The following is a 19,005-nucleotide window of genomic DNA, read 5'->3' on the forward strand; positions in this document are numbered from 1 at the left end:
GCTGTCCGATAGGTTCCATGCTTACGGACAGTTGTCCGCTTAGACTCACCATAGCGGCAGATACGGGGGAGTGGACGGCCGGTGGTGACCGAGACCGGTTCAGAGCCTGCGTGAGGGGACCGTACCGGCCCTCCGCCCGGCCGAGCCCGCCGTCTCGACCCGTGCCTCGTCGCCCACCGCGTACCCCACACCGAGACCACCGACACTCACCGCGCACCACACACGCGAAAGAAGGCTGTTCATGGCCCCATCGACGTCCAGCGCCATCACCTTGCACGTCAACGGAGAGAAGTACACGCTGCCCGTCGACCACCGCACCACCCTGCTCGACGCGCTGCGCGAGCGGCTCGATCTGACAGGTACGAAGAAGGGGTGCGACCAGGGGCAGTGCGGCGCCTGCACGGTGCTGCTCGACGGGCGGCGGGCCGTGTCCTGTCTGCAGCTCGCGGTGGCCGCCGAGGGGCGCGAGATCACCACCATCGAAGGCGTGGCCGACGGCGACCAACTGCACCCGGTGCAGCAGGCGTTCGTCGACCTCGACGGTTACCAGTGCGGCTACTGCACGCCGGGACAGATCTGTTCGGCCCTCGCCGTGATCGAGGAGCACGCGGCGGGCTGGCCGAGCGCCGTGACCGACGACGTGCGGCCCGAAGCGGGGCCGCCGCCGCTCACCGCCGATGAGATCCGGGAACGGATGAGCGGCAACCTGTGCCGCTGCGGTGCGTACGTGTCCATCGTCCAGGCGGTCGCGCGCGCGGCCGGAGTGGAGGCCGCGGTATGAAGGAATTCGGTTACCAGCGCGTCCTCGACGTCCCGGGCGCGGTCGCGCTGCTCGGCGCCGAGCCCGACGCGCGCTACCTCGGCGGCGGCACCAACCTCGTCGACCTGATGAAGACCGGCGTGGAGCGGCCCGGGCTGCTCATCGACGTACGTGACCTGCCCCTCGACCGGATCGAGGCGACGGAGGACGGCGGTCTGCACATCGGTGCGACGGTCACCAACAGCGACCTCGCAGCACACCCTGAAGTACGGCGCCGGTACCCGGCGTTGGCGCAGGCCGTACTGGCCGGTGCCTCGGGGCAGTTGCGCAACATGGCGACGGTCGGCGGAAATCTGCTCCAGCGCACCCGCTGCGGCTACTTCACCGACACCGCCAAGCCGTGCAACAAGCGTGTCCCCGGCAGCGGTTGCCCCGCCATCGAGGGCGAGCACCGCAACCACGCGATCCTCGGCGCCTCCGCGCACTGCGTGGCCACCCACCCCTCGGACATGGGCGTGGCGCTCAGCGCGTTCGACGCGGTGGTGACGTACGAAACGGCCGACGGGCCGGGGGAGTTGCCGCTCTCGGAGTTCTACCTCCCGGTGGGCGACACCCCGCATCTGGAGACCGCCCTGCCGGCCGGCGCGCTGATCACCGGCGTCACCCTGCCGCCGGCACCGGTCGCCACCGTCTCGCGGTACCGCAAGGTGCGCGAGCGCGCTTCCTACGCCTTCGCGATCGGCTCGGTCGCCGCAGCCCTCGACGTCCAGGACGGGACCGTACGCGACGTACGCCTCGCCTTCGGCGCGGTGGCGTCCCGGCCGTGGCGCGCGCTGACGGCCGAGCGGCTGCTGACCGGTGGTCCGGCGACCGCCGAAGCCTTCGCCGCCGCCGCGGACGCCGAGCTGGCGGCCGCCGAGGCGCTGCCCGACAACGGATACAAGGTGACACTGATGCGCAACCTCGTCACAGCCGTACTGACCGAGCTCGCCGAGGAGGCCGCCCGATGACCACCATGACCGGAACCCCGGCGGTGACGGGCGCCGTCGGCACCGCGCACACGCGCGTGGAGGGCGTTGCCAAGGTCACCGGCGCCGCGCGTTACGCGGGCGAGATCCCCTACGCCGAACTCGCCCACGGCTGGCTGGTGCTCTCCACCGTCGCCCGCGGCCGCATCCGCTCCGTCGGCGCCGACGCCGTACTGGCCATGCCCGGCGTGCTGTCCGTCCTGCACCACGGGAACGCGCCGCGCGTCGACACCGACTACGTGGGGCTGCTCGGAAAGCCCGACCCGACCCTCGCGGTCTTCCAGAACGACCAGGTGCCGTACCTGGGCTGGCCGGTGGCGCTGGTCGTCGCCGAGACCTCCGAGCAGGCCAGGGAGGCCGCGGAGGCGCTGGTGGTGGAGTACGACGAGGAGCCGCACGACATCGCGTTCGCCGCCGGCCGGGACGGTACGTACACGCCGGAGGACTCCGCCGTGGAGAAGGGGGACGTCGAGGCCGAACTCGCCGCCTCCGCCGTCGTCCTGGACGCGGAGTACACCACGCCCGAAGAGCACCACACGATGCTGGAGCCGCACGCGGCGATGGCGCGCTGGGAGGACGGCCGGCTCGAGGTCGTCGACTCCAACCAGGGCACCATGTGGGTGGCGAATGAGCTCGCGAAGCTGTTCTCCCTCGACCCGGCCTCGGTGCGGGTGCGCTCCGAACACGTCGGCGGCGGCTTCGGATCCAAGGGGATCCGCGCGCACCAGGTGTGCGCGGTGATGGCAGCGACCGCACTCCAGCGGCCGGTGCGCGTCGTCCTGACCCGCCGTCAGATGTTCTCGCTGACCGGATACCGCAGCCCCACGGCGCAACGGGTCCGGCTCGGTGCCGACGCCGACGGGCGGCTGCGCGCGTTCGCCCACGAGGCCCAGAACCTCACGTCGACCGTGCACGAATTCGTCGAGCCCAGCGCCAACGTGGGGCGCGCGATGTACGCCTCGGACGCGCACCACTCCGTCAACCGCGTCGTACGCCTCGATGTGCCGACCCCGACCTTCATGCGCGCACCGGGCGAGGCGCCGGGCTCCTTCGCGATGGAGTGCGCGCTCGACGAACTCGCCGAGAAGTGCGGCGTCGACCCGATCGCGCTGCGGGTACGGAACGAACCGGACGCGGGGCCCGTCTCCGGCCTGCCGTTCAGCAGCCGCAACCTGCTCGCCTGCTTCGACGAGGGCGCCCGCAGGTTCGGCTGGGCCGACCGCGACCCGCGCCCCGGCGTGCGCCGCGAAGGGCGCTGGCTGCTGGGTACGGGCGTGGCGGCGGCCTCGTTCCCCTCGGGCGCCGGCCCGTCCACCGCTGCGGTGACGGCGGAGGCGGACGGCACCTTCACCGTTCGGATCAACGCGGCGGACATCGGTACCGGTGCGCGCACCGCGCTGACCCAGATCGCCGCCGACGCGCTGCAGGTGGAGACCGGCCGCGTCCGGACGCGGATCGCGGACAGCGACTTCGGTCCGGCGTGGATCGCGGGCGGCTCGATGGGCACCCGCTCCTGGGCCTGGGCCGTCACGGCCGCGGCGAAGGACCTGCGGGAGCAGCTTGCGCTGGGCGGCACCGTCCCGCCCGAGGGCATCACCGTACGGTCGGACACCTCGGAAGCCCTTGCGACACTGGCGCAGAAGGAGCGGTACTCCTTCGGCGCGCAGTTCGCCGAGGCCGCGGTGGACGTCACGACCGGCGAGGTCCGCGTACGCCGGATGCTCGGCATCTTCGCCGCGGGCCGGATCGTGAACCCGCTGACCGCGCGCAGCCAGCTCATCGGCGGGATGACTTGGGGCCTGTCCATGGCGCTGCACGAGGAAGCGGTCCGGGACGCGGCCTCGGGCGGCCACGTCGGCGCCGACCTCGCGGGCTACCACGTCGCCGCCAACGCCGACGTGCCGCTCATCGAGGCCGACTGGGTCGAGGACGCGGACGCCGACGACCCGGTCGGGATCAAGGGCGTCGGCGAGATCGGCATCGTGGGGGCCGCCGCGGCGATCGCCAACGCGGTCTGGCACGCGACCGGCGTACGCCACCGCCACCTGCCGATCCGCCCCGACCGCGTCCTGCTGGGGGGCGCCGTCGCACCGGCCGGCGCCGAGGGCCCGGATGCTTGACATCGCCGCCGAGCTGGACCGGTGGGTGCGCGAGGACCGTGAGTTCGCCGTGGCGAGCGTCGTGGCCGTGGGCGGCAGCGCGCCGCGCCGGCCCGGCGCCGCCCTCGCCGTGGACAGCGAGGGCACGGCGATCGGCTCGGTCTCCGGCGGCTGCGTGGAAGGCGCCGTGTACGACCTGTGCGTACAGGCGCTCCAGGACGGCACGACGGTGCGCGAACGGTTCGGCTACAGCGACGAGGACGCCTTCGCCGTCGGCCTGACCTGCGGCGGAGTCATCGATGTCCTGGTCACCCCGGTGCGCGCGGACGCGCCGGACAGAGCGGTCCTCGCGGCCGCCCTGTCCGGCGCGGCCCGGGGCGAGCCGACAGCCCTCGCCCGCGTGGCCGCCGGTTCCCCCGAGCTACTGGGGCGGGCCCTGCTCGTCCACCCGGACGGCTCGTACGAGGGCGCTCTCGGCGGCTCGTCCGGGGGCGGTCCCGATGGTGGCCTCGGCGACTCGTCCGAAGGGGGTCCTGATGGTGGCCTCGGCGACTCGTCCGAAGGGGGTCCCGACGGTGGCCTCGGCGGGCGGCCGGAGCTGGACCGTACGGCCGCGGCCGAGGCCCGCGCCATGCTCGACGTGGGCCGCACCGGCACACTCGAAATCTCCGAGGACGGATCGCACTGCCCGGGCGGCGTCACACTGTTCGTCGAATCCAGCGTCCCACCGCCCCGCATGATCGTCTTCGGTGCCATCGACTTCGCCGCGGCACTCGTCCGCACGGGCAAGTTCCTCGGCTACCACGTGACCGTGTGCGACGCACGCGCCGTCTTCGCCACGCGGGCCCGCTTCCCCGAGGCCGACGACATCGTGGTCGACTGGCCGCACCGCTACCTCGAACGCACCGGCACCGACGACCGCACGGTCCTGTGCGTGCTCACCCACGACGCCAAGTTCGACGTCCCCCTGCTCACGACGGCCCTGCGGCGCCCGGCCGCGTTCATCGGCGCGATGGGCTCACGCCGCACCCACGAGGACCGCGACCGCCGCCTCCGCGAAGCCGGCCTCACCGACCACGACCTCGCCCGCCTCCACTCCCCGATCGGCCTCGACCTCGGCGCCCGCACCCCCGAAGAAACCGCCCTCTCCATCGCAGCAGAAATCATCGCCACCCGGCACGGGGGGACGGGGGTACCGCTGACGGGGGCACGGTTCCCGATCCACCGTGAGGCGTGACCGGGACCATACGCCCATCCTCATACCCGACAAAGGCGGTGCGGAGAATGTCGGGTGATCGGGGGCGGTGCCACCGCACGATGGGGGCATGGATGACACGACCTTGGTATCCCGTTTCCTCCGCGACGGCTTCGTAAAGGTGGAGGGCGCCGTCGCCCCGCGCGTGGCCACGGACTGCGCGCGGCTGCTGTGGCGCGAGACGGGCTGCGCCCCGGACGCCCCTTCGACGTGGACGCAGCCCGTGCACTGGGTGGGCGGCATGGCGCAGGGACCGTTCGCCGCCGCACCCAACTCCCCGTCTCTGCATCATGCGTACGACCTGCTCGTCGGCGCGGGACGCTGGGAACCGCGCTACTCGCTGGGCACGTTCCCGCTGCGCTTCCCACACGAGGAGGAGCCGGACGACGCGGGCTGGCACATCGAGGGCAGCTATCTGCCGGAGGGCGAGAGCTGGTACTTCACGAACCTGCGTTCCCAGGGCCGGGCGCTGCTGATGCTGTTCCTGTTCAGCGAGGTCGGTGAGGAGGACGCCCCGACCCGGATCCGGGTCGGCTCGCACCTCGACGTGCCGAAGGTGCTGGAGAACTACGGGGAGGACGGGGCGAGCGGGCCGGCCCTCGCCCCCGACCTGGTGGCGGCGTCCGACCACCGGCCACTCGCCCTCGCCACCGGGTCCCCGGGCGACGTCTTCCTGTGCCATCCGTTCCTGGTGCACGCGGCGCTACCGCACCATGGGGTGCGGCCGCGCTTCATGGCCCAGCCGCCGCTGATGCCGGCCACGCCGTACGAACTGGAACGGGCCGACGGCGCGTACTCACCCGTGGAGATTGCGATCCGCCGGGGCCTGGGACAGGACACCCCCGGTCCGGACGGGGACGGCACCGACCACAGCGCCGGGTAGACATGCTTCACGACCATCGCCGGCAAGGCGGTCGTGAAAATGGTTGTGAAAAGGGGAAAAGGGAGGAGGCCGGGCATGCTGGAGCGGCTGAACCAGGCCATGGAGCACATCGAGCGCCATCTCGACCAGGACCTAGACGTGGCCGAGCTGGCACGCATCGCGGCCACCTCGGAGCACCACCTGCGCCGGATGTTCTCCGCGCTCGCGGGCATGCCGCTGTCGGAGTACGTCCGGCGCCGCCGGCTCACCCTCGCGGGCGCCGAAGTACTCGTGGGGCGCGAGACGCTGCTGGAGATCGCGGTGCGCTGTGGCTACAGCTCCGGCGAGGCGTTCGCGCGGGCGTTCCGTGCCATGCACGGCATCGGGCCGGGCGAGGCCCGGCGTACCGGCGCCGCGCTCAACTCCCAGTCCCGGATGGCCTTCCGCCTCACCATTGAAGGGAGCAGCAGCATGCGGTACCGCGTCGTGGACAAGGCGGACTTCACCGTCGTCGGGCTCAAGACCCGGGTACCGCTGGTGCATGCGGGCCCGAACCAGGCGATCATGGACTTTGTCCATGGGAGCGACCCGCAGACTCTGGAGCGCCTGGAGAAGCTGTCGGACCAGGAGCCGCACGGCATCGTCGCAGTCTGCGACGGCATGGACCCCAGCCGCGCCGAGGGCACTGAACTCGACTATTACCACGGGGTGATCACCTCCGCGGCCCCGCCGGAGGGCACGACCACGTTGCCCGTCCCGGCCGGCACCTGGGCGGTCTTCACCACCTCCGGGCCGGCACCGCAAGCCATCCAGGAGCTGTGGCGGGACGTGTTCACCGAGTGGTTCCCGTCGAACCCGTATCGCACCCGCACCGGCCCTGAGATCCTGCGCACCCGCCTGTCGCCGGAGAAGACCGAGGCCGACGCCGAACTGTGGCTCCCGGTGGAGCCCGAGCACGGGTGAACACAGCGGCATGCCCCCACCGAGGAAGTCATCCGCGCGGCCCGCGACCTGCTGCCCGGCCCCGGGCCGCGGCGAACTACGGCGGCCCGCCACCCGCGATCAGTGTGCCGAGAGCCGTGCGCCGGTGGGTGACCGAGCGGCCTGTGCGCGTCGTCGTCGCCATGCCTGCCGATCTGAGCGCCGCCGCGTGGGATGAGGCTGTCGCGTTGCTGACGTGGAGGGCACGGGCCAGGGATGTCGTGGTGTGAGGCTCGGCGAGGAGGCGCAGGACGTCGAGCCGGGTGCGGCCCAGGACGGCGGCCAGGGCCTCGACGGGGACGATCGGGCGCCCCGCGGTGGGCGGGAGCCCGGGACCGGCTGGGTACGTCAGGACTGCGGGACGGCCCGGCGTGTCCTGAAGAAGTGGGCCCGCCGGGTGGTGGAAGGTCGGCAGCAGAACAAGGCCGCGCCCGTTGAGACGGACGTCCCGGGCCGACGCTGCCCCGGGCCATTCCCACACACCTTCGTGGAGTCGGCTGCCCGGGGCCAGGCCGGTCAGCGTGGCGGCCACGCCGTGCTCGGCGACAGCCAGGGCGTAGCGGGTGAACTCCTCACGGTGCAGATCCTGTACGACGGACCAGACCGGGGCGAGGACCGTCTCATACGCCGACTGCTGGGCACGGTGCAGGGTGCGCCAGGCCGTCTCGTCGCCCGCGTGCAGGCCGTGGATCCAGCGAGGCGCAGGCACCGCCCCGTAGACCCGCTCCAACTCGGAGCGGATGAGGCCGGGGCTGGTGGCGCGGATCTGTTGGAAGCCGTCGGCCATGGTGTCGCCGAGGACGTCGAGGAAGGAGGGCGGGCGGCCTGCGGGAACCAGGTCGGCGAGCGGGGCAGTGGCGGCCGGAAGGGAGCGCAGGATACGGCCGCGCCACGGTGCGAACAGCGGCCCGCCACGCTGGGTCACGGCTGTCGTCAGGGCGGCGTGCAGCTCCTGGAGCGGCGCCGGGCGGGGTGCGAAGCGGATCCGGGCGAAGTCCTCCGCGGTGAAGTGGAGTCGCAGCACCCTCACAGCTCCTGTCCTGTGCCGGCCTTTCGGTCAGGGCCTGAACCTTCGCGTCGTGACGGTCCCCAGCCCAAGGATGTTCGTATGACTTCTCGACGCACTCTTCTGGCTCGACGCACTCTTCTGCAAGGCACCCTATTCGGGAGTGCCGCCGCCCTGCTGCCCACGGCTGCGTCCGCCTCCGGTGGCGGCCCGTTCCTCCGGCTGCCCGCGCCCGCCGGCCCGTACCCCGTAGGCATGCAGACGGTCCATCTGGCGGACCCTGCCCGTACCGACCCGTGGGTGGGCGGCGTGCGGGAGTTGATGCTGACCGTTCTGTACCCGGCCCGATCGGTACGCGGCTTCTCCCGGGCTCCGCAACTCACCCTGGACGAGGCCGGGGTGTTCGCCGAGTACGCGCCGCGCGTCCACCCGGGGCTGCCGGAGCCGGGAGTGGTGGACTGGGGAGCGGTCCTCACCCACGGGTACGTGGGCGCGCCGCCGCTGCCCGGGCGGCGGCCGGTGCTGGTGTACTCACCGGGCGGGGGCGACTCCCGCACGCTCGGCACAAGCCTCGCCGAGGACCTGGCGAGTCACGGCCGGGTGGTTGTTCTCGTCGACCACCCCGGTGACGCTTCTCAGGTGGAGCTGCCGACCGGGATGCGGACGACTGTCCTGACCGGACCGCCGGATCCGGTGACCTTCCGCACGATGGCAGACACTCGGATCGCGGACCTCCGCCTGGTCCTGGACCGGCTCAGCGGCCTGCCGCTCGCCCCGGTCATGGACTCGGCCCGGATCGGGTTGTACGGGCACTCCGCAGGCGGCACGGCGGCGGTGTACGCGGCCTGTGGCGACCGCCGGATCGGCGCGGTGGTGAACCTGGAGGGCTATCTCGACCTGTACCCGGCACCGGTCGGCTACGACCGGCCGCTGCTGCTGTTCCGCACCGAAAGATTCGAGGGCGCCGCCCGTATCGAGTCCTCCTGGGCAAGCCTGCCCGGCCGCCGCGCGCTACTCGCCGACGCGAACCACTGGGCGTTCACCGACTACGGCTCGCTCGTCCCGCGGCTCCAGAGCGCCGGTCTCGTGACAGCGACGGCGCGGGCCACGCTCGTCGGCACCGGCAACCCGGTGGTGACACTCGCTGAGGTACGGCGCCGGGTGGGGGCCTTCTTCGCCCGCCATCTGTGGTAGCGGGACGATGAACAGGCGGCCAGTGGATCGGAGAGTGTTCTCCCATCTCGCGCAGGCTCGGCTCCGCACTCCAGGTGTGCACGCTGCGGTACATCGGCCTGTTCCGGCCGCGCTGGCCCGGTACGCGCTGGGGGCGAAGGTGCCGCTGCTGGAGCGGATGGCGGAGCCCAGGTGCACGGCGATGCTCACCGCGGTGATGCGGAAGACTGGCCATGCCCACGCAGACATACAGCGGCGACCCCGACGCGTGCCGCTCACCACGTATCCACGAACCCCCGCCCGCCCGCCGCCAGTTCCTCCGCCCGATATCCCTCCAGTGCCGCGGCGATCCAGTCCCGCGAATTCGCCGGGTCGATGACGGCGTCGATCTCCAGGGCCGCGGCCGCGTTCAGTGCCTTGCCGTGTTCGTACAGTTCGGCGACTCGGGTCTCGAATGCGTGCCGGCGCTCGTCCGGGTCCGTGATGGCCTCCAGTTCCTTGCGGTAGCCCAGTCGTACCGCGCCCTCCAGGCCCATGCCGCCCAGCTCGCCCGTCGGCCAGGCCGCGGTGGCCAGTGGGGCGCGGGTCGAGCCGCCCATCATTGCCATCGCGCCGAGTCCGTACGCCTTGCGGAGGATCAGCGACACCACCGGGACGCGGAGGTTGGCGCCGGTGACGAAGAGGCGGGAGAAGTGCCGTACGGTGGCGTCCCGTTCGGCGTCCGGGCCGACCATGAAGCCGGGGGTGTCGCACAGTGCGAGGACCGGCAGGCCGAACGCGTCGCAGAGCTGGAGGAAGCGGGCCGCCTTGTCGGCCGCGTCCCGGTCGATCGCGCCGCCCAGGTGCTCGGGGTTGTTGGCCACCAGGCCCATCGGGCGGCCCGCGACCCGTACCAGGGCCGTCACCACGCCCGTACCGAACCCGGCCCGCAACTCCAGCACCGAACCGGTGTCCGCGAGCCCGTCGATCACCCGGCGCACGGGGTAGGCCCGGCGCCGGTTCTCGGGGATGGCGTGCCGCAGCAGCCGCGGATCGGGCGCCTCCCACTCCTCGGCCGGGCCGCGGAAGTACGAGAGATAGCGCTTGGCCGTGCGGACCGCCTCGGCCTCGTCCGCGACCGGTATGTCCACCACGCCGTTCGGGACCTGCACGGACAGCGGGCCGACCTCCTCGGGCGCGTACACGCCGAGACCGCCGCCCTCGATCATCGCCGGGCCGCCCATCCCGATCGACGCCTCGGGCGTCGCGATCACCACGTCACAGCAGCCCAGAAGCGCCGCGTTGCCCGCGAAGCAGCGCCCGGACGCGATGCCGACCAGCGGGACGAGGCCGCTCAGCCGTCCCATCTGTTGGAACGTCATGACGTTCAGCCCGGCGATCGAGGCGGTGTCGGTGTCGCCGGGGCGGCCGCCGCCGCCCTCCGCGAACAGGACGACGGGCAGCTTTCGTTGCTCGGCCACGCCCAGCAGGCGGTCGGTCTTGCGGTGGTTGTTGTGGCCCTGGGTGCCGGCCAGCACGGTGTAGTCGTACGACATCGCCACGCACGGCGCGCCGTCGACCGTCCCTGTACCGGTGACCATGCCGTCGGCCGGGGTCGAGGCGATCAGGTCGTCCAGGGAGCGGCGACGGCGCTGCGCGGCGATGGCCAGCGCGCCGAACTCGGTGAAGCTCCCCTCGTCGCACAGGTCGGTGATGTTCTCGCGTGCCGTCCGGCGGCCGAGCTTGTGGCGCTTGGCGACCGCCTCCGGGCGCTGCGCGTCCAGGCCGACCGCGTGCCGGGCCAGCGTCTCCGCGAGGTCCGGACGGATGGCGTCCGGGTCGGCCTCCGCGGCGGCCGCCTCGTCTGCCGCATCGCCCGCGACCGGCTCAAGTACCACCAGCGACTGTCCCTCGGCGGCCGTGTCGCCGACCGCTGCCCGTACGGAGCGCACGATCCCGGCGGTCGGCGCCGTCACCACGTGCTCCATCTTCATCGCTTCGAGGACGAGGAGCTGTGCGCCCGCCGGCACGGTCTCGCCGGGCGCCACGGCCACGGTGACGACGGTACCGGCCATGGGCGCGACGACCGCGCCGTCCTCGTCGGTCTCCGCTGCCGCCGGCTCGTCGTGCCCGGCGACCAGCTCGGGCAGATGCTCCGTCACCCAGGAGGTGTCCGTGCCGCCCGCCGCGAACTCCGGGTGGCCAAGCACCGCCCGCAGCAGCGGGATTCCGGTCCGTACGCCCTCCACCGTGAATTCCGCGAGTGCCTGCCGGGACCGCTCGCAGGCCGCGGCGAAGTCCGGTACGGGCACGCGCGTGACGACCTTCGCCAGCAGCGGGTCGTACCGCGCGCCGACGGTCAGCCCGCCGCGCGCACCGGTGTCCACCCGCACCCCCGGCCCGGTCGGCACCTCGAAGCGGGTCAGCGTGCCGGCCGAGCCGCGTACCGTACCGTCCGCCGCCGCCACCTCGGCGTTGACCCGCGCCTGTACGGCGAAGCCACGCGCCGCGGGCGGCCCGTCGGCCAGCCCCAGATCGGCCAGCGTCGCCCCGGCCGCCAGCCGCAACTGCGCGTCGACCAGGTCCACGCCCGTCACCTCCTCGGTGACGGTGTGCTCCACCTGGAGCCGCGGATTGGCCTCCATGAAGTGGTACTCCTCGCCGCTCACGAGGAATTCGAAGGTGCCCACGCCCGTGTAACCGACCTCGCGGGCCATCCGCAGCGCGCACTCCAGCAGCCGGTCCCGGACGGATACGGGCAGTGCGGGCGCGGGCGCGATCTCGATGAGCTTCTGGTGACGGCGCTGCGCAGAGCAGTCCCGCTCCCACACATGCGTGACCGCGCCGGTCGCATCGCCGATGACCTGCACCTCGATGTGGCGCGCTCCGGTCAGCAGCCGCTCGACGTACAGCTCGCCGCGCCCGAAGCCCTGCACCGCCTCCGAGCGGCAGCGCTCCCACACCTCGGCCAGCTCGGCCGCGTCCCGTGCCCGTCGCATCCCGCGCCCGCCGCCCCCGCCGAGCGCCTTGACCATCACCGGGCCGCCCGCGCCGGGCCCTTCGGTCAGGAAGGCGCGAGCCTCCTCCAGCGTCGTCGGGCCGCTGGTGCCCGGCAGGACCGGTACGTCCAGGGACTGCGCGAGCGCCCGGGCCCGTGCCTTGTCACCGAAGAGGCCGAGCACCTCGGGGGAGGGGCCGACGAAGACGGTGCCCGCCTCGGCGCAGGCCCGTGCGAAGCCGGCGTCCTCGCTGAGGAAGCCGTAGCCGGGATGGACGTACGCACAGTCGGCCTCCCGGGCGACGGCCAGCAGGGCCGCCGCGTCGAGGTAGGCGGCGGGCCCGGAACCGGGCAGCGGATGCGCCTCGTCGGCGAGCCGGACGTGCGGGGCTGCCGCATCGTCCTCGGCGTACACCGCGACGCTCCGCAGTCCGGCCGCTGCTGCGGCACGCACCACCCGGACGGCGATCTCCCCGCGATTGGCGACGAGTACGGCTGACCCCATTGAGCAAGCACCTCCACGCTGAGACGGCGCTGTCATGCTCATTGACATTGGCGTCAACGTCAATATGGTCGAGGCGTGGCAAACAATGAAGAGTCCGCCGCCCAGCAGCCGCCCGGCCGCGGACACCGGCCCTGGGCGACCCGCACCGCCCGCGACCGCAGCGACACGCCCGTGCGCCACCGGCTGCTGGACGCCGCCGAGGCGGTCTTCGCGCGCCGCGGCTACGGGCCCGCCACCATCGCCGACATCGCCGCCGAGGCCGAGCTGTCCCGCGCGGGGTTCTACGTCTACTTCGCGTCCAAGGACGAGATCTTCCAGGTGCTCGCGGTGCGCGTACGGGACGCCTTCCTCGCCGCGCAGGAAGTGCCGGACACCGACCCCGACGACGTCCGCGCCGTCGCACACGACTCCACCGCCGCCTTCCTCGCCGCGTACGCCGCCCACCTCCCATTGCTCCGCCTGATCGAGCAGCAGGCGCAGGGGGACGACGGGCTGCGCGAGCTGTGGGAGGAGATCAACCGCCGGCCCACCCGGCGCACCGCCCGCTACATCCGCCGCCTGACCGAGGCCGGTCAACTGGCGCCGGTCGCCGACCCGTTGGCGGTGGCACACGCGGTGGGCGGGATGAGCGTGCGGTTCGCCCAACTGGTCGCGGAGGACCCGGACGCGTACGACGCCGCCGTACGCGATGTCACCGCCATGTACCTGCACCTGCTCGGCGTCCCGGGACGGACGCCGCAGCACCGCACAGCACCGCCGCAGGACGACGAGGGACACCAGGCGATACCGGAGGAGTAGCAGTGAGCCGCGCGACGCGTATCGAGCACTACCTGACCGATCTCCGCACCCGACAGGAACGGGCCCGCAGCGGCCGGCAGCCGGACGCCATCCGGCTCCGGGCCGGCGAGCGGACCGTGCCCGGTTATGTGCGCCACTGGGCCACCACCGCCCCGGACCGCCCGGCCCTCGTCTTCGAAGGCCGGGAGACGACCTACCGGGAACTGGACGAGACGTCCGACCGGCTGGCCGGGTGGCTGGCCGCGCAGGGTGTGCGGCCCGGCGACCGGGTCGGCGTCCACCTCCCCAACTGCCCCCAGTTCCTCGTCGCGATGCTAGCCGTACTGCGCCTCGGCGCGGTCCACGTGCCGGTCAACCCCATGTTCAAGGCGGCCGAACTCCGCCACGAACTGACCGACGCCGGCACCCGCCTGGTCATCTCCCGTACCGAACTGGCCCCGGCCATCGAGGAGATACGCGCGGACACCCCCGTACACGAAGTCCTCCTCGCCGACACCGACGCCTGGGACGAAGCGCTCGCGCACGCCCCGCACGGCCGGATCGCCGACGACCTCGACGCGCTCGCCGCCCTCAACTACACCGGCGGCACCACCGGCATGCCCAAGGGCTGCGAACACACCCAGCGCCACATGGTCTACACGGCCACCGCCATCGACTCCGGCCGCGCCCCCGAACCGGCCCCCGAAGGCATCGTCTCCCTCTGCTACCTGCCCATCTTCTGGATCGCGGGCGAGAACCTGGGCATCCTCGCGCCACTGGTCTCCGGCGGCACGAGTGTGCTGCTCCCGCGCTGGGACCCGGCCGCCGTCCTCGACGGCCTGGAGCGGTACCGCGTCGCCACGATGGCCGGCACGGTGGAGAACTACCTCGAACTCCTGGACCACCCGGACCTCGCGGGGCGCGACCTGTCCGCCTTCACCTCACCGCTCACCGTCTCCTTCATCCGCAAGCTCACGCCGGAGATACGCGACCGCTGGCGCCGCGCCGTCGGCGACCACAGCGTGCCGCGCGAGGCGTCGTACGGCATGACCGAGACGCACACCAGCGACACCTCCACCCTCGGCTTCCAGGAGGGCGACGCCGACCTGCACAGCGAGCCCACCTTCTGCGGGCTGCCCGTCCCCGGCACGGACATCATGGTCGTGGACTTCGCGACCGGTGAGCCGCTGCCGCTCGGCGAACGCGGCGAGATCGTCGTCCGCGGCCCGTCCGTCCTCACCCGGTACTGGCGCGCCCCCAAGGCCACCGAGACCGCACTCCGCGACGGCTGGCTGCACACCGGTGACATCGGCTCCCTCGACGAGGACGGCTGCCTGCACTACCTCGGCCGCGACAAGGACATGATCAAGGTGAACGGCATGAGCGTCTTCCCGACGGAGGTGGAGACGTTGCTCGGACGGCACCCGGACGTGCTGGCAGCGGCCGTCGTGGCCGTACCGGACGAGCGCCGCGGCCAGCGCCCGTACGCCTACGTCCGCACCGTCCCAGGCAGCGCGCTCACCGCCGAGGCCCTGACGGAGTGGGCGGGCGCGGCCATGGCCGCCTACAAGCTGCCCGCCATCGAACTGACCGCGGAGCTGCCGCTCACCGCCACCGGAAAGATCAAGAAGACGGAGCTGGCCGAGCGAGCCATGCGTACGCGGCCCGCGCCGTGAACTCCGGCTGACCGCCCCTGAAGAGGAGCCCGGCGGCCTCGAACGCCGGGTCCCCGGCGGTCTCCGCCACGTACGGGATCGCGATGCACCGCATCCCGGCGCGGCGCGCGGCCTCCGCACCGGGAGCTGCGTCCTCCATCACGACGCAGCTCTCCGGCGCCACCCCCAGCCGCCGGGCCGCCTCCAGGAAGACATCGGGCTCCGGCTTGCCGCGCCCCACCTCCTCGGCCGATACCCGCGTGCTGAGCATCGCGTCCAGGTCCGTGCCCTTCAGTACGGCGTCGATCGCGGCCCGGGACGAGCCGGACGCCACCGCGACCGGATGCCCTGCCGCGTGCAGTTGCTCCACGAAGGCCCGCATCTCCGGGAAGACCTCGGTCTGCGCCCCGGCCAGCTCCAGATAGATCGCGTTCTTCCCGGCCAGCAGCTCGCTCACCGGCGCCTCGATCCCGTACTCCGTCTTCAGGATCTCCAGCGTCTCGCGCGTCCCGATGCCGATGAACCGCGTGTGGTGCTCCCAGGTGAAGTCCTCGACCCCGTACCGGGCGAGCAGCCGCCGCCCCGCCTCGTAGTAGTTGGGCTCGCTGTCGACCAGGGTGCCGTCGAGGTCGAAGATGACGGGCGTACGGGAGGGGGCCTCGGTGCTCATGCCCCCAGCATGCCAAGCCCGCGGTCAGCGCGCCGCCGCGGCCCCGCCGACGTCCTCCACCAGCGGCAGCAGCCGGTGCGGCACGCGCTCGCGCAGTGCCACCTCGGTACGCGTCCGCACCACCCCCGGCATGTTGATCAGTTGCTGGATCACGTCCTCCAGATGCGCCGCGTCCCGCGCCACCACCTTGGCCAGCAGGTCCCCGCCGCCCGTGGTCGAGAACGCCTCGATGATCTGCGGCACCTCGGCCAGCAGGGCCGCGACCTCCTCCAGGTGCCCCTGCGTGACCTCGATGTGCGCGAAGGCGGTGACCGGGTGCCCGAGCGCGGCGGGGGAGAGCCGCGGCCCGTACGCGGTGATCACACCGTCCCGCTCCAGCCGGTCCAGGCGCGCCTGCACCGTGCCGCGCGCGACGCCGAGGATGCGCGCGTACTCCCGCACGCTCGTCCGCGGCTGCTCCAGCAGCAGCCGGAGGATCCGGGCGTCGAGTGCGTCCACGGCCATGGTGAACGGCCTCCTCACGGGTGGTGCGGTCTTACGGGTGGTGCCTGCGGTGCCGGTCGGTCGCCGCCTCCAGTCTGCGGTGTGCCGCCGCGGCCTGCGACAGCGGGGCGGGCGCGACCGTGGCGAGTGGGCGCGGCCGTGACGAGCGGACGGGGCCGGGATATATGAACAGCCCCTCACATGGACATGGAATTCATTTTCATTTACGCTCTTCCGCATGACCGGTGCCAAGTCTTCGCCGACGCGGAACACCCCGCAGCGGGCCGCGGTGCTGCGTGCGCTCGGTAACTGCCAGGACTTCGTCTCGGCCCAGATGCTGCACGCCCGTCTGGTCACCGCGGACTGCGCGGTCGGCCTCACGACGGTCTACCGCGCGCTCCATCAGCTCCAGGCCACCGGCCAGGTGGACGTCGTGCGGGACGGGACGGGCGAACGGCTCTACCGCAGACGCAGCACCGCCGGCCATCAGCACTACCTCCTGTGCCGCGACTGCGGTCGCAGCCGGCCGGTCGACTCGCGCGTGGTCGAGCGGTGGGCCGAACGCATCGGCGAGACAAGTGGGTTCACCGATGTCGAGCACACCGTCGAACTGACCGGCGTCTGCGGCCGCTGCCGGCCCACCGCCCACTGACACCTCCTCAGAAGGACGCCCCATGAGCGAAATCGCCGATGCCGCCGCACGTGACGGCCGGGTGCCCGTCACCGTACTGACCGGCTTTCTCGGCTCCGGCAAGACCACCCTGCTCAACCGCATCCTCACCGAGCAGCACGGGATGAAGATCGCCGTCATCGAGAACGAGTTCGGCGAGGTCGGCATCGACGACGCGCTCGTGCTCGACGCCGAAGAAGAGATCTTCGAGATGAACAACGGCTGCATCTGCTGCACCGTGCGCGGGGACCTCATCCGCATCCTCGGCGCGCTGATGCGCCGCCGCGAGAAGTTCGACCACATCCTGATCGAGACCACCGGGCTGGCCGATCCGGCGCCCGTCGCGCAGACCTTCTTCATGGACGACGAGATCGCCGCCCAACTGCGGCTGGACGCCATCGTCACGCTCGTCGACGCGGCCCACGCGATCCAGCACCTGGACGAGGTGAAGCCCGAGGGCGTGGAGAACGAGGCCGTGGAGCAGGTCGCCTTCGCTGACCGGATCGTCCTCAACAAGACGGACCTGGTGGACGAGACGACGGTCGCGGAGGTCGTCTCCCGTATCCGGGCGATCAACGCCGCCGTACAGATCATCCCCGCCCAACACGCGGCGGTGGACCTCAAGGAGGTCATGGACGTCGGCGCGTTCGACCTGGCGCGGGTGCTCAAGGACGACCCGGAGTTCCTCACCGAGACCGAGCACCAGCACGACACCAGCGTCACCTCGGTCGGCTTCGAGCTGACCGGCGAGCTGGACGAGGCCCGGCTCAACCGGTGGCTCGGCGCGCTGCTGCGCACCAAGGGCGCGGACATCTTCCGCTCCAAGGGCATCCTCGCCCTCGCCGGGTCCCCGAAACAGTACGTCTTCCAGGGCGTGCACATGCTGCTCGACGGGCAGTTCGGGCGGGAGTGGCAGCCGGCCGAGACCCGGCGGAGCAAGCTGGTCTTCATTGGCCGCGGACTGGACCGCGACCAGTTGGAGCAGGGCCTGTCCGGCTGTCTGACCACCGCGGGAGCCGCCGCGTGACCGCCCCCGCCGTTGGTGTGCCGCTCGCCTGGGAAACCACCGTCGAGGATGCGCCCGTCGCGCTCTCCGTACGGGCCGGGACCGCCGCGGTGGCCGGCGCCGACGGCCGCGTCTGGACCGTGGACACCGCCACCGGCGCGGTACGGTCCGCGCTCGAACTGCCCGGCGGCGCGCTGTCCGTCGCGCTCTCGCCCGACGGCCGCCACCTCGTCGCCACCGGGCCCACCGGCTACGGCGTACAGGACCGGGACACCGGCCGTACGGTACTGACCGAGACGGGCGCCTGGTCGGCCACCGCCGTATGGGCGGGCGGGCAGCGGTTCGCCGTGGCCCGCGGCCGGCAGGCGCTGGTCCTGGACGCGCGGGGCGAGCAGCTCTGGGCCACCGAACCGGCCCCCAGCACCGTCACCGACCTGGCCTGGCTGCGCGACGGCCGGCGGCTCGCGGTCGCGGCGTACGGAGCGGTGCGCTGCCACGAGCGGCACACCGCGGCGCCCGTGGTCACCTATCCGTACGTCGGCTCGCACCTCGCGCTGGCCGTGGCGCCCACCGGCCGCTGGATCTGCAGCGGCAACCAGGACGCCTCGATCCATATTTGGCGCACCCGCGACGGCAGCGAACTGACCATGTCCGGTTACCGCGAGAAGGTCTCCCGGCTCGCGTTCGACGACACCGGCTTCTGGCTCGCCGCCGACGGCGCACCGGACGTCACCGTGTGGGACTTCTCCGGCAAGGGGCCCGCCGGTACGGCGCCGCGCTCGCTGAGCGCGCACCGGAAGGTCACCGCACTGGCCTGGCGGCCCGGCGGCGCCGGCCATCTCGCCACCGGCGGCGACGACGGCACGCTCGCGCTCTGGCACGCGACGTCGGGCCGCGCGCAGGCCAGGCTGTCCCCGGCCCGCACGGTGCCCGGCGGGTCGGCGGTCACCGCGCTGGCCTGGGCCGGCTCCGAACTGCTGGTCGCGGCGTACCGGGACGGTGCGGTACGGGCCGTACAGGTGCCGCCGGGGGTGACGCTGTGAGCCGCCCCGCCGGGCGCGCGGCCGCGGCACGGCGCCAGGAACTCGCCGCGCGCGC

At 72.7% G+C, this 19,005-nt stretch carries 16 protein-coding genes; 12 read left to right on the forward strand and 4 right to left on the reverse strand.

The window, feature by feature from the left end; genetic code table 11:
• Positions 1–241: 241 nt before the first annotated feature.
• The 6 genes from IG84_RS0113670 to IG84_RS0113695 all read left to right on the forward strand — a co-directional run bounded on the left by IG84_RS0113670 (position 242) and on the right by IG84_RS0113695 (position 6,967).
• Positions 242–781, forward strand: a complete 540-nt coding sequence (locus tag IG84_RS0113670) for a 2Fe-2S iron-sulfur cluster-binding protein (protein WP_031055651.1) — start codon at positions 242–244, stop codon at positions 779–781.
• Positions 778–1,770 carry an FAD binding domain-containing protein gene (locus IG84_RS0113675; protein ID WP_031055652.1) on the forward strand — a complete coding sequence of 331 codons (993 nt, stop codon included), beginning with the start codon at positions 778–780 and terminating at the stop codon, positions 1,768–1,770. The genes IG84_RS0113670 and IG84_RS0113675 overlap by 4 nt, the downstream gene beginning before the upstream one ends.
• The gene (locus IG84_RS0113680) at positions 1,767–3,908 is read left to right on the forward strand and encodes a xanthine dehydrogenase family protein molybdopterin-binding subunit (RefSeq protein WP_031055655.1); all 2,142 of its coding nucleotides are present in this window, start codon (positions 1,767–1,769) and stop codon (positions 3,906–3,908) included. Before IG84_RS0113675 ends, IG84_RS0113680 begins: the two co-directional genes overlap by 4 nt.
• Positions 3,901–5,124, forward strand: coding sequence for an XdhC family protein (locus tag IG84_RS0113685; protein WP_031055658.1), 1,224 nt, complete (start codon positions 3,901–3,903; stop codon positions 5,122–5,124). Before IG84_RS0113680 ends, IG84_RS0113685 begins: the two co-directional genes overlap by 8 nt.
• A gap of 88 nt (positions 5,125–5,212) precedes the next feature.
• Positions 5,213–6,025, forward strand: coding sequence for a phytanoyl-CoA dioxygenase family protein (locus IG84_RS0113690; RefSeq protein WP_031055660.1), 813 nt, complete (start codon positions 5,213–5,215; stop codon positions 6,023–6,025).
• 75 nt (positions 6,026–6,100) lie between these two features.
• A complete protein-coding gene (locus tag IG84_RS0113695) occupies positions 6,101–6,967 on the forward strand; it encodes an AraC family transcriptional regulator (RefSeq protein WP_031055662.1) in 867 nt (288 codons plus the stop codon).
• A 76-nt stretch (positions 6,968–7,043) separates the two neighbouring features.
• On the opposite strand, the gene IG84_RS0113700 is transcribed toward IG84_RS0113695, so the two are convergent.
• The gene (locus IG84_RS0113700) at positions 7,044–8,009 is read right to left on the reverse strand and encodes an ArsR/SmtB family transcription factor (RefSeq protein ID WP_037800238.1); all 966 of its coding nucleotides are present in this window, start codon (positions 8,007–8,009) and stop codon (positions 7,044–7,046) included.
• An 84-nt stretch (positions 8,010–8,093) separates the two neighbouring features.
• On the opposite strand from IG84_RS0113700, the gene IG84_RS0113705 reads away from it, so the two are divergent.
• Positions 8,094–9,185, forward strand: a complete 1,092-nt coding sequence (locus IG84_RS0113705) for an alpha/beta hydrolase family protein (RefSeq protein ID WP_031055667.1) — start codon at positions 8,094–8,096, stop codon at positions 9,183–9,185.
• A 254-nt stretch (positions 9,186–9,439) separates the two neighbouring features.
• On the opposite strand, the gene IG84_RS0113710 is transcribed toward IG84_RS0113705, so the two are convergent.
• Positions 9,440–12,646: an acetyl-CoA carboxylase family protein gene (locus IG84_RS0113710; RefSeq protein ID WP_031055672.1), complete on the reverse strand. Its 3,207-nt coding sequence runs from the start codon at positions 12,644–12,646 to the stop codon at positions 9,440–9,442.
• A 75-nt stretch (positions 12,647–12,721) separates the two neighbouring features.
• Here IG84_RS0113710 and IG84_RS0113715 point away from each other — a divergent pair, with 75 nt between their 5' ends.
• On the forward strand, positions 12,722–13,444 hold the full coding sequence (locus IG84_RS0113715) for a TetR/AcrR family transcriptional regulator (protein ID WP_051861696.1): 723 nt from the start codon (positions 12,722–12,724) through the stop codon (positions 13,442–13,444).
• Between the two features lie 2 nt (positions 13,445–13,446).
• Positions 13,447–15,099, forward strand: a complete 1,653-nt coding sequence (locus IG84_RS0113720; RefSeq protein WP_031055677.1) for an AMP-binding protein — start codon at positions 13,447–13,449, stop codon at positions 15,097–15,099.
• Here the strand turns inward: IG84_RS0113720 and IG84_RS0113725 are convergent.
• The gene (locus IG84_RS0113725; protein WP_031055680.1) at positions 15,047–15,748 is read right to left on the reverse strand and encodes an HAD family hydrolase; all 702 of its coding nucleotides are present in this window, start codon (positions 15,746–15,748) and stop codon (positions 15,047–15,049) included. The two genes, IG84_RS0113720 and IG84_RS0113725, sit on opposite strands and share 53 nt — an antisense overlap.
• Before the next feature lie 24 nt (positions 15,749–15,772).
• The gene (locus IG84_RS0113730; RefSeq protein WP_031055683.1) at positions 15,773–16,252 is read right to left on the reverse strand and encodes an Lrp/AsnC family transcriptional regulator; all 480 of its coding nucleotides are present in this window, start codon (positions 16,250–16,252) and stop codon (positions 15,773–15,775) included.
• 217 nt (positions 16,253–16,469) lie between these two features.
• Here IG84_RS0113730 and IG84_RS0113735 point away from each other — a divergent pair, with 217 nt between their 5' ends.
• From IG84_RS0113735 to IG84_RS0113745, 3 genes are read left to right on the forward strand one after another with little or no spacing between them, the layout of a single operon-like run.
• Positions 16,470–16,883, forward strand: a complete 414-nt coding sequence (locus tag IG84_RS0113735; RefSeq protein ID WP_031055686.1) for a Fur family transcriptional regulator — start codon at positions 16,470–16,472, stop codon at positions 16,881–16,883.
• Positions 16,884–16,905: 22 nt separating this feature from the next.
• Positions 16,906–17,928 (forward strand): CobW family GTP-binding protein, encoded by a 1,023-nt coding sequence (locus IG84_RS0113740; RefSeq protein ID WP_037800239.1) that lies wholly within the window; start codon positions 16,906–16,908, stop codon positions 17,926–17,928.
• The gene (locus tag IG84_RS0113745; RefSeq protein ID WP_245659348.1) at positions 17,925–18,950 is read left to right on the forward strand and encodes a WD40 repeat domain-containing protein; all 1,026 of its coding nucleotides are present in this window, start codon (positions 17,925–17,927) and stop codon (positions 18,948–18,950) included. Before IG84_RS0113740 ends, IG84_RS0113745 begins: the two co-directional genes overlap by 4 nt.
• The last annotated feature ends 55 nt before the right edge of the window (positions 18,951–19,005 follow it).

It is taken from the genome of Streptomyces ochraceiscleroticus, from assembly GCF_000720485.1.
Taxonomy (GTDB): Bacteria; Actinomycetota; Actinomycetes; order Streptomycetales; family Streptomycetaceae; genus Streptomyces; species Streptomyces ochraceiscleroticus.

Coding starts and splice junctions, on each gene's coding strand:
- IG84_RS0113740 (WP_037800239.1), top strand. CDS start 16,906: ATGAGCGAAATCGCCGATGCCGCCGCACGTGACGGCCGGGTGCCCGTC.
- IG84_RS0113685 (WP_031055658.1), top strand. CDS start 3,901: ATGCTTGACATCGCCGCCGAGCTGGACCGGTGGGTGCGCGAGGACCGT.
- IG84_RS0113705 (WP_031055667.1), top strand. CDS start 8,094: ATGACTTCTCGACGCACTCTTCTGGCTCGACGCACTCTTCTGCAAGGC.
- IG84_RS0113735 (WP_031055686.1), top strand. CDS start 16,470: ATGACCGGTGCCAAGTCTTCGCCGACGCGGAACACCCCGCAGCGGGCC.
- IG84_RS0113675 (WP_031055652.1), top strand. CDS start 778: ATGAAGGAATTCGGTTACCAGCGCGTCCTCGACGTCCCGGGCGCGGTC.
- IG84_RS0113730 (WP_031055683.1), bottom strand. CDS start 16,252: ATGGCCGTGGACGCACTCGACGCCCGGATCCTCCGGCTGCTGCTGGAG.
- IG84_RS0113680 (WP_031055655.1), top strand. CDS start 1,767: ATGACCACCATGACCGGAACCCCGGCGGTGACGGGCGCCGTCGGCACC.
- IG84_RS0113670 (WP_031055651.1), top strand. CDS start 242: ATGGCCCCATCGACGTCCAGCGCCATCACCTTGCACGTCAACGGAGAG.
- IG84_RS0113690 (WP_031055660.1), top strand. CDS start 5,213: ATGGATGACACGACCTTGGTATCCCGTTTCCTCCGCGACGGCTTCGTA.
- IG84_RS0113710 (WP_031055672.1), bottom strand. CDS start 12,646: ATGGGGTCAGCCGTACTCGTCGCCAATCGCGGGGAGATCGCCGTCCGG.
- IG84_RS0113695 (WP_031055662.1), top strand. CDS start 6,101: ATGCTGGAGCGGCTGAACCAGGCCATGGAGCACATCGAGCGCCATCTC.
- IG84_RS0113725 (WP_031055680.1), bottom strand. CDS start 15,748: ATGAGCACCGAGGCCCCCTCCCGTACGCCCGTCATCTTCGACCTCGAC.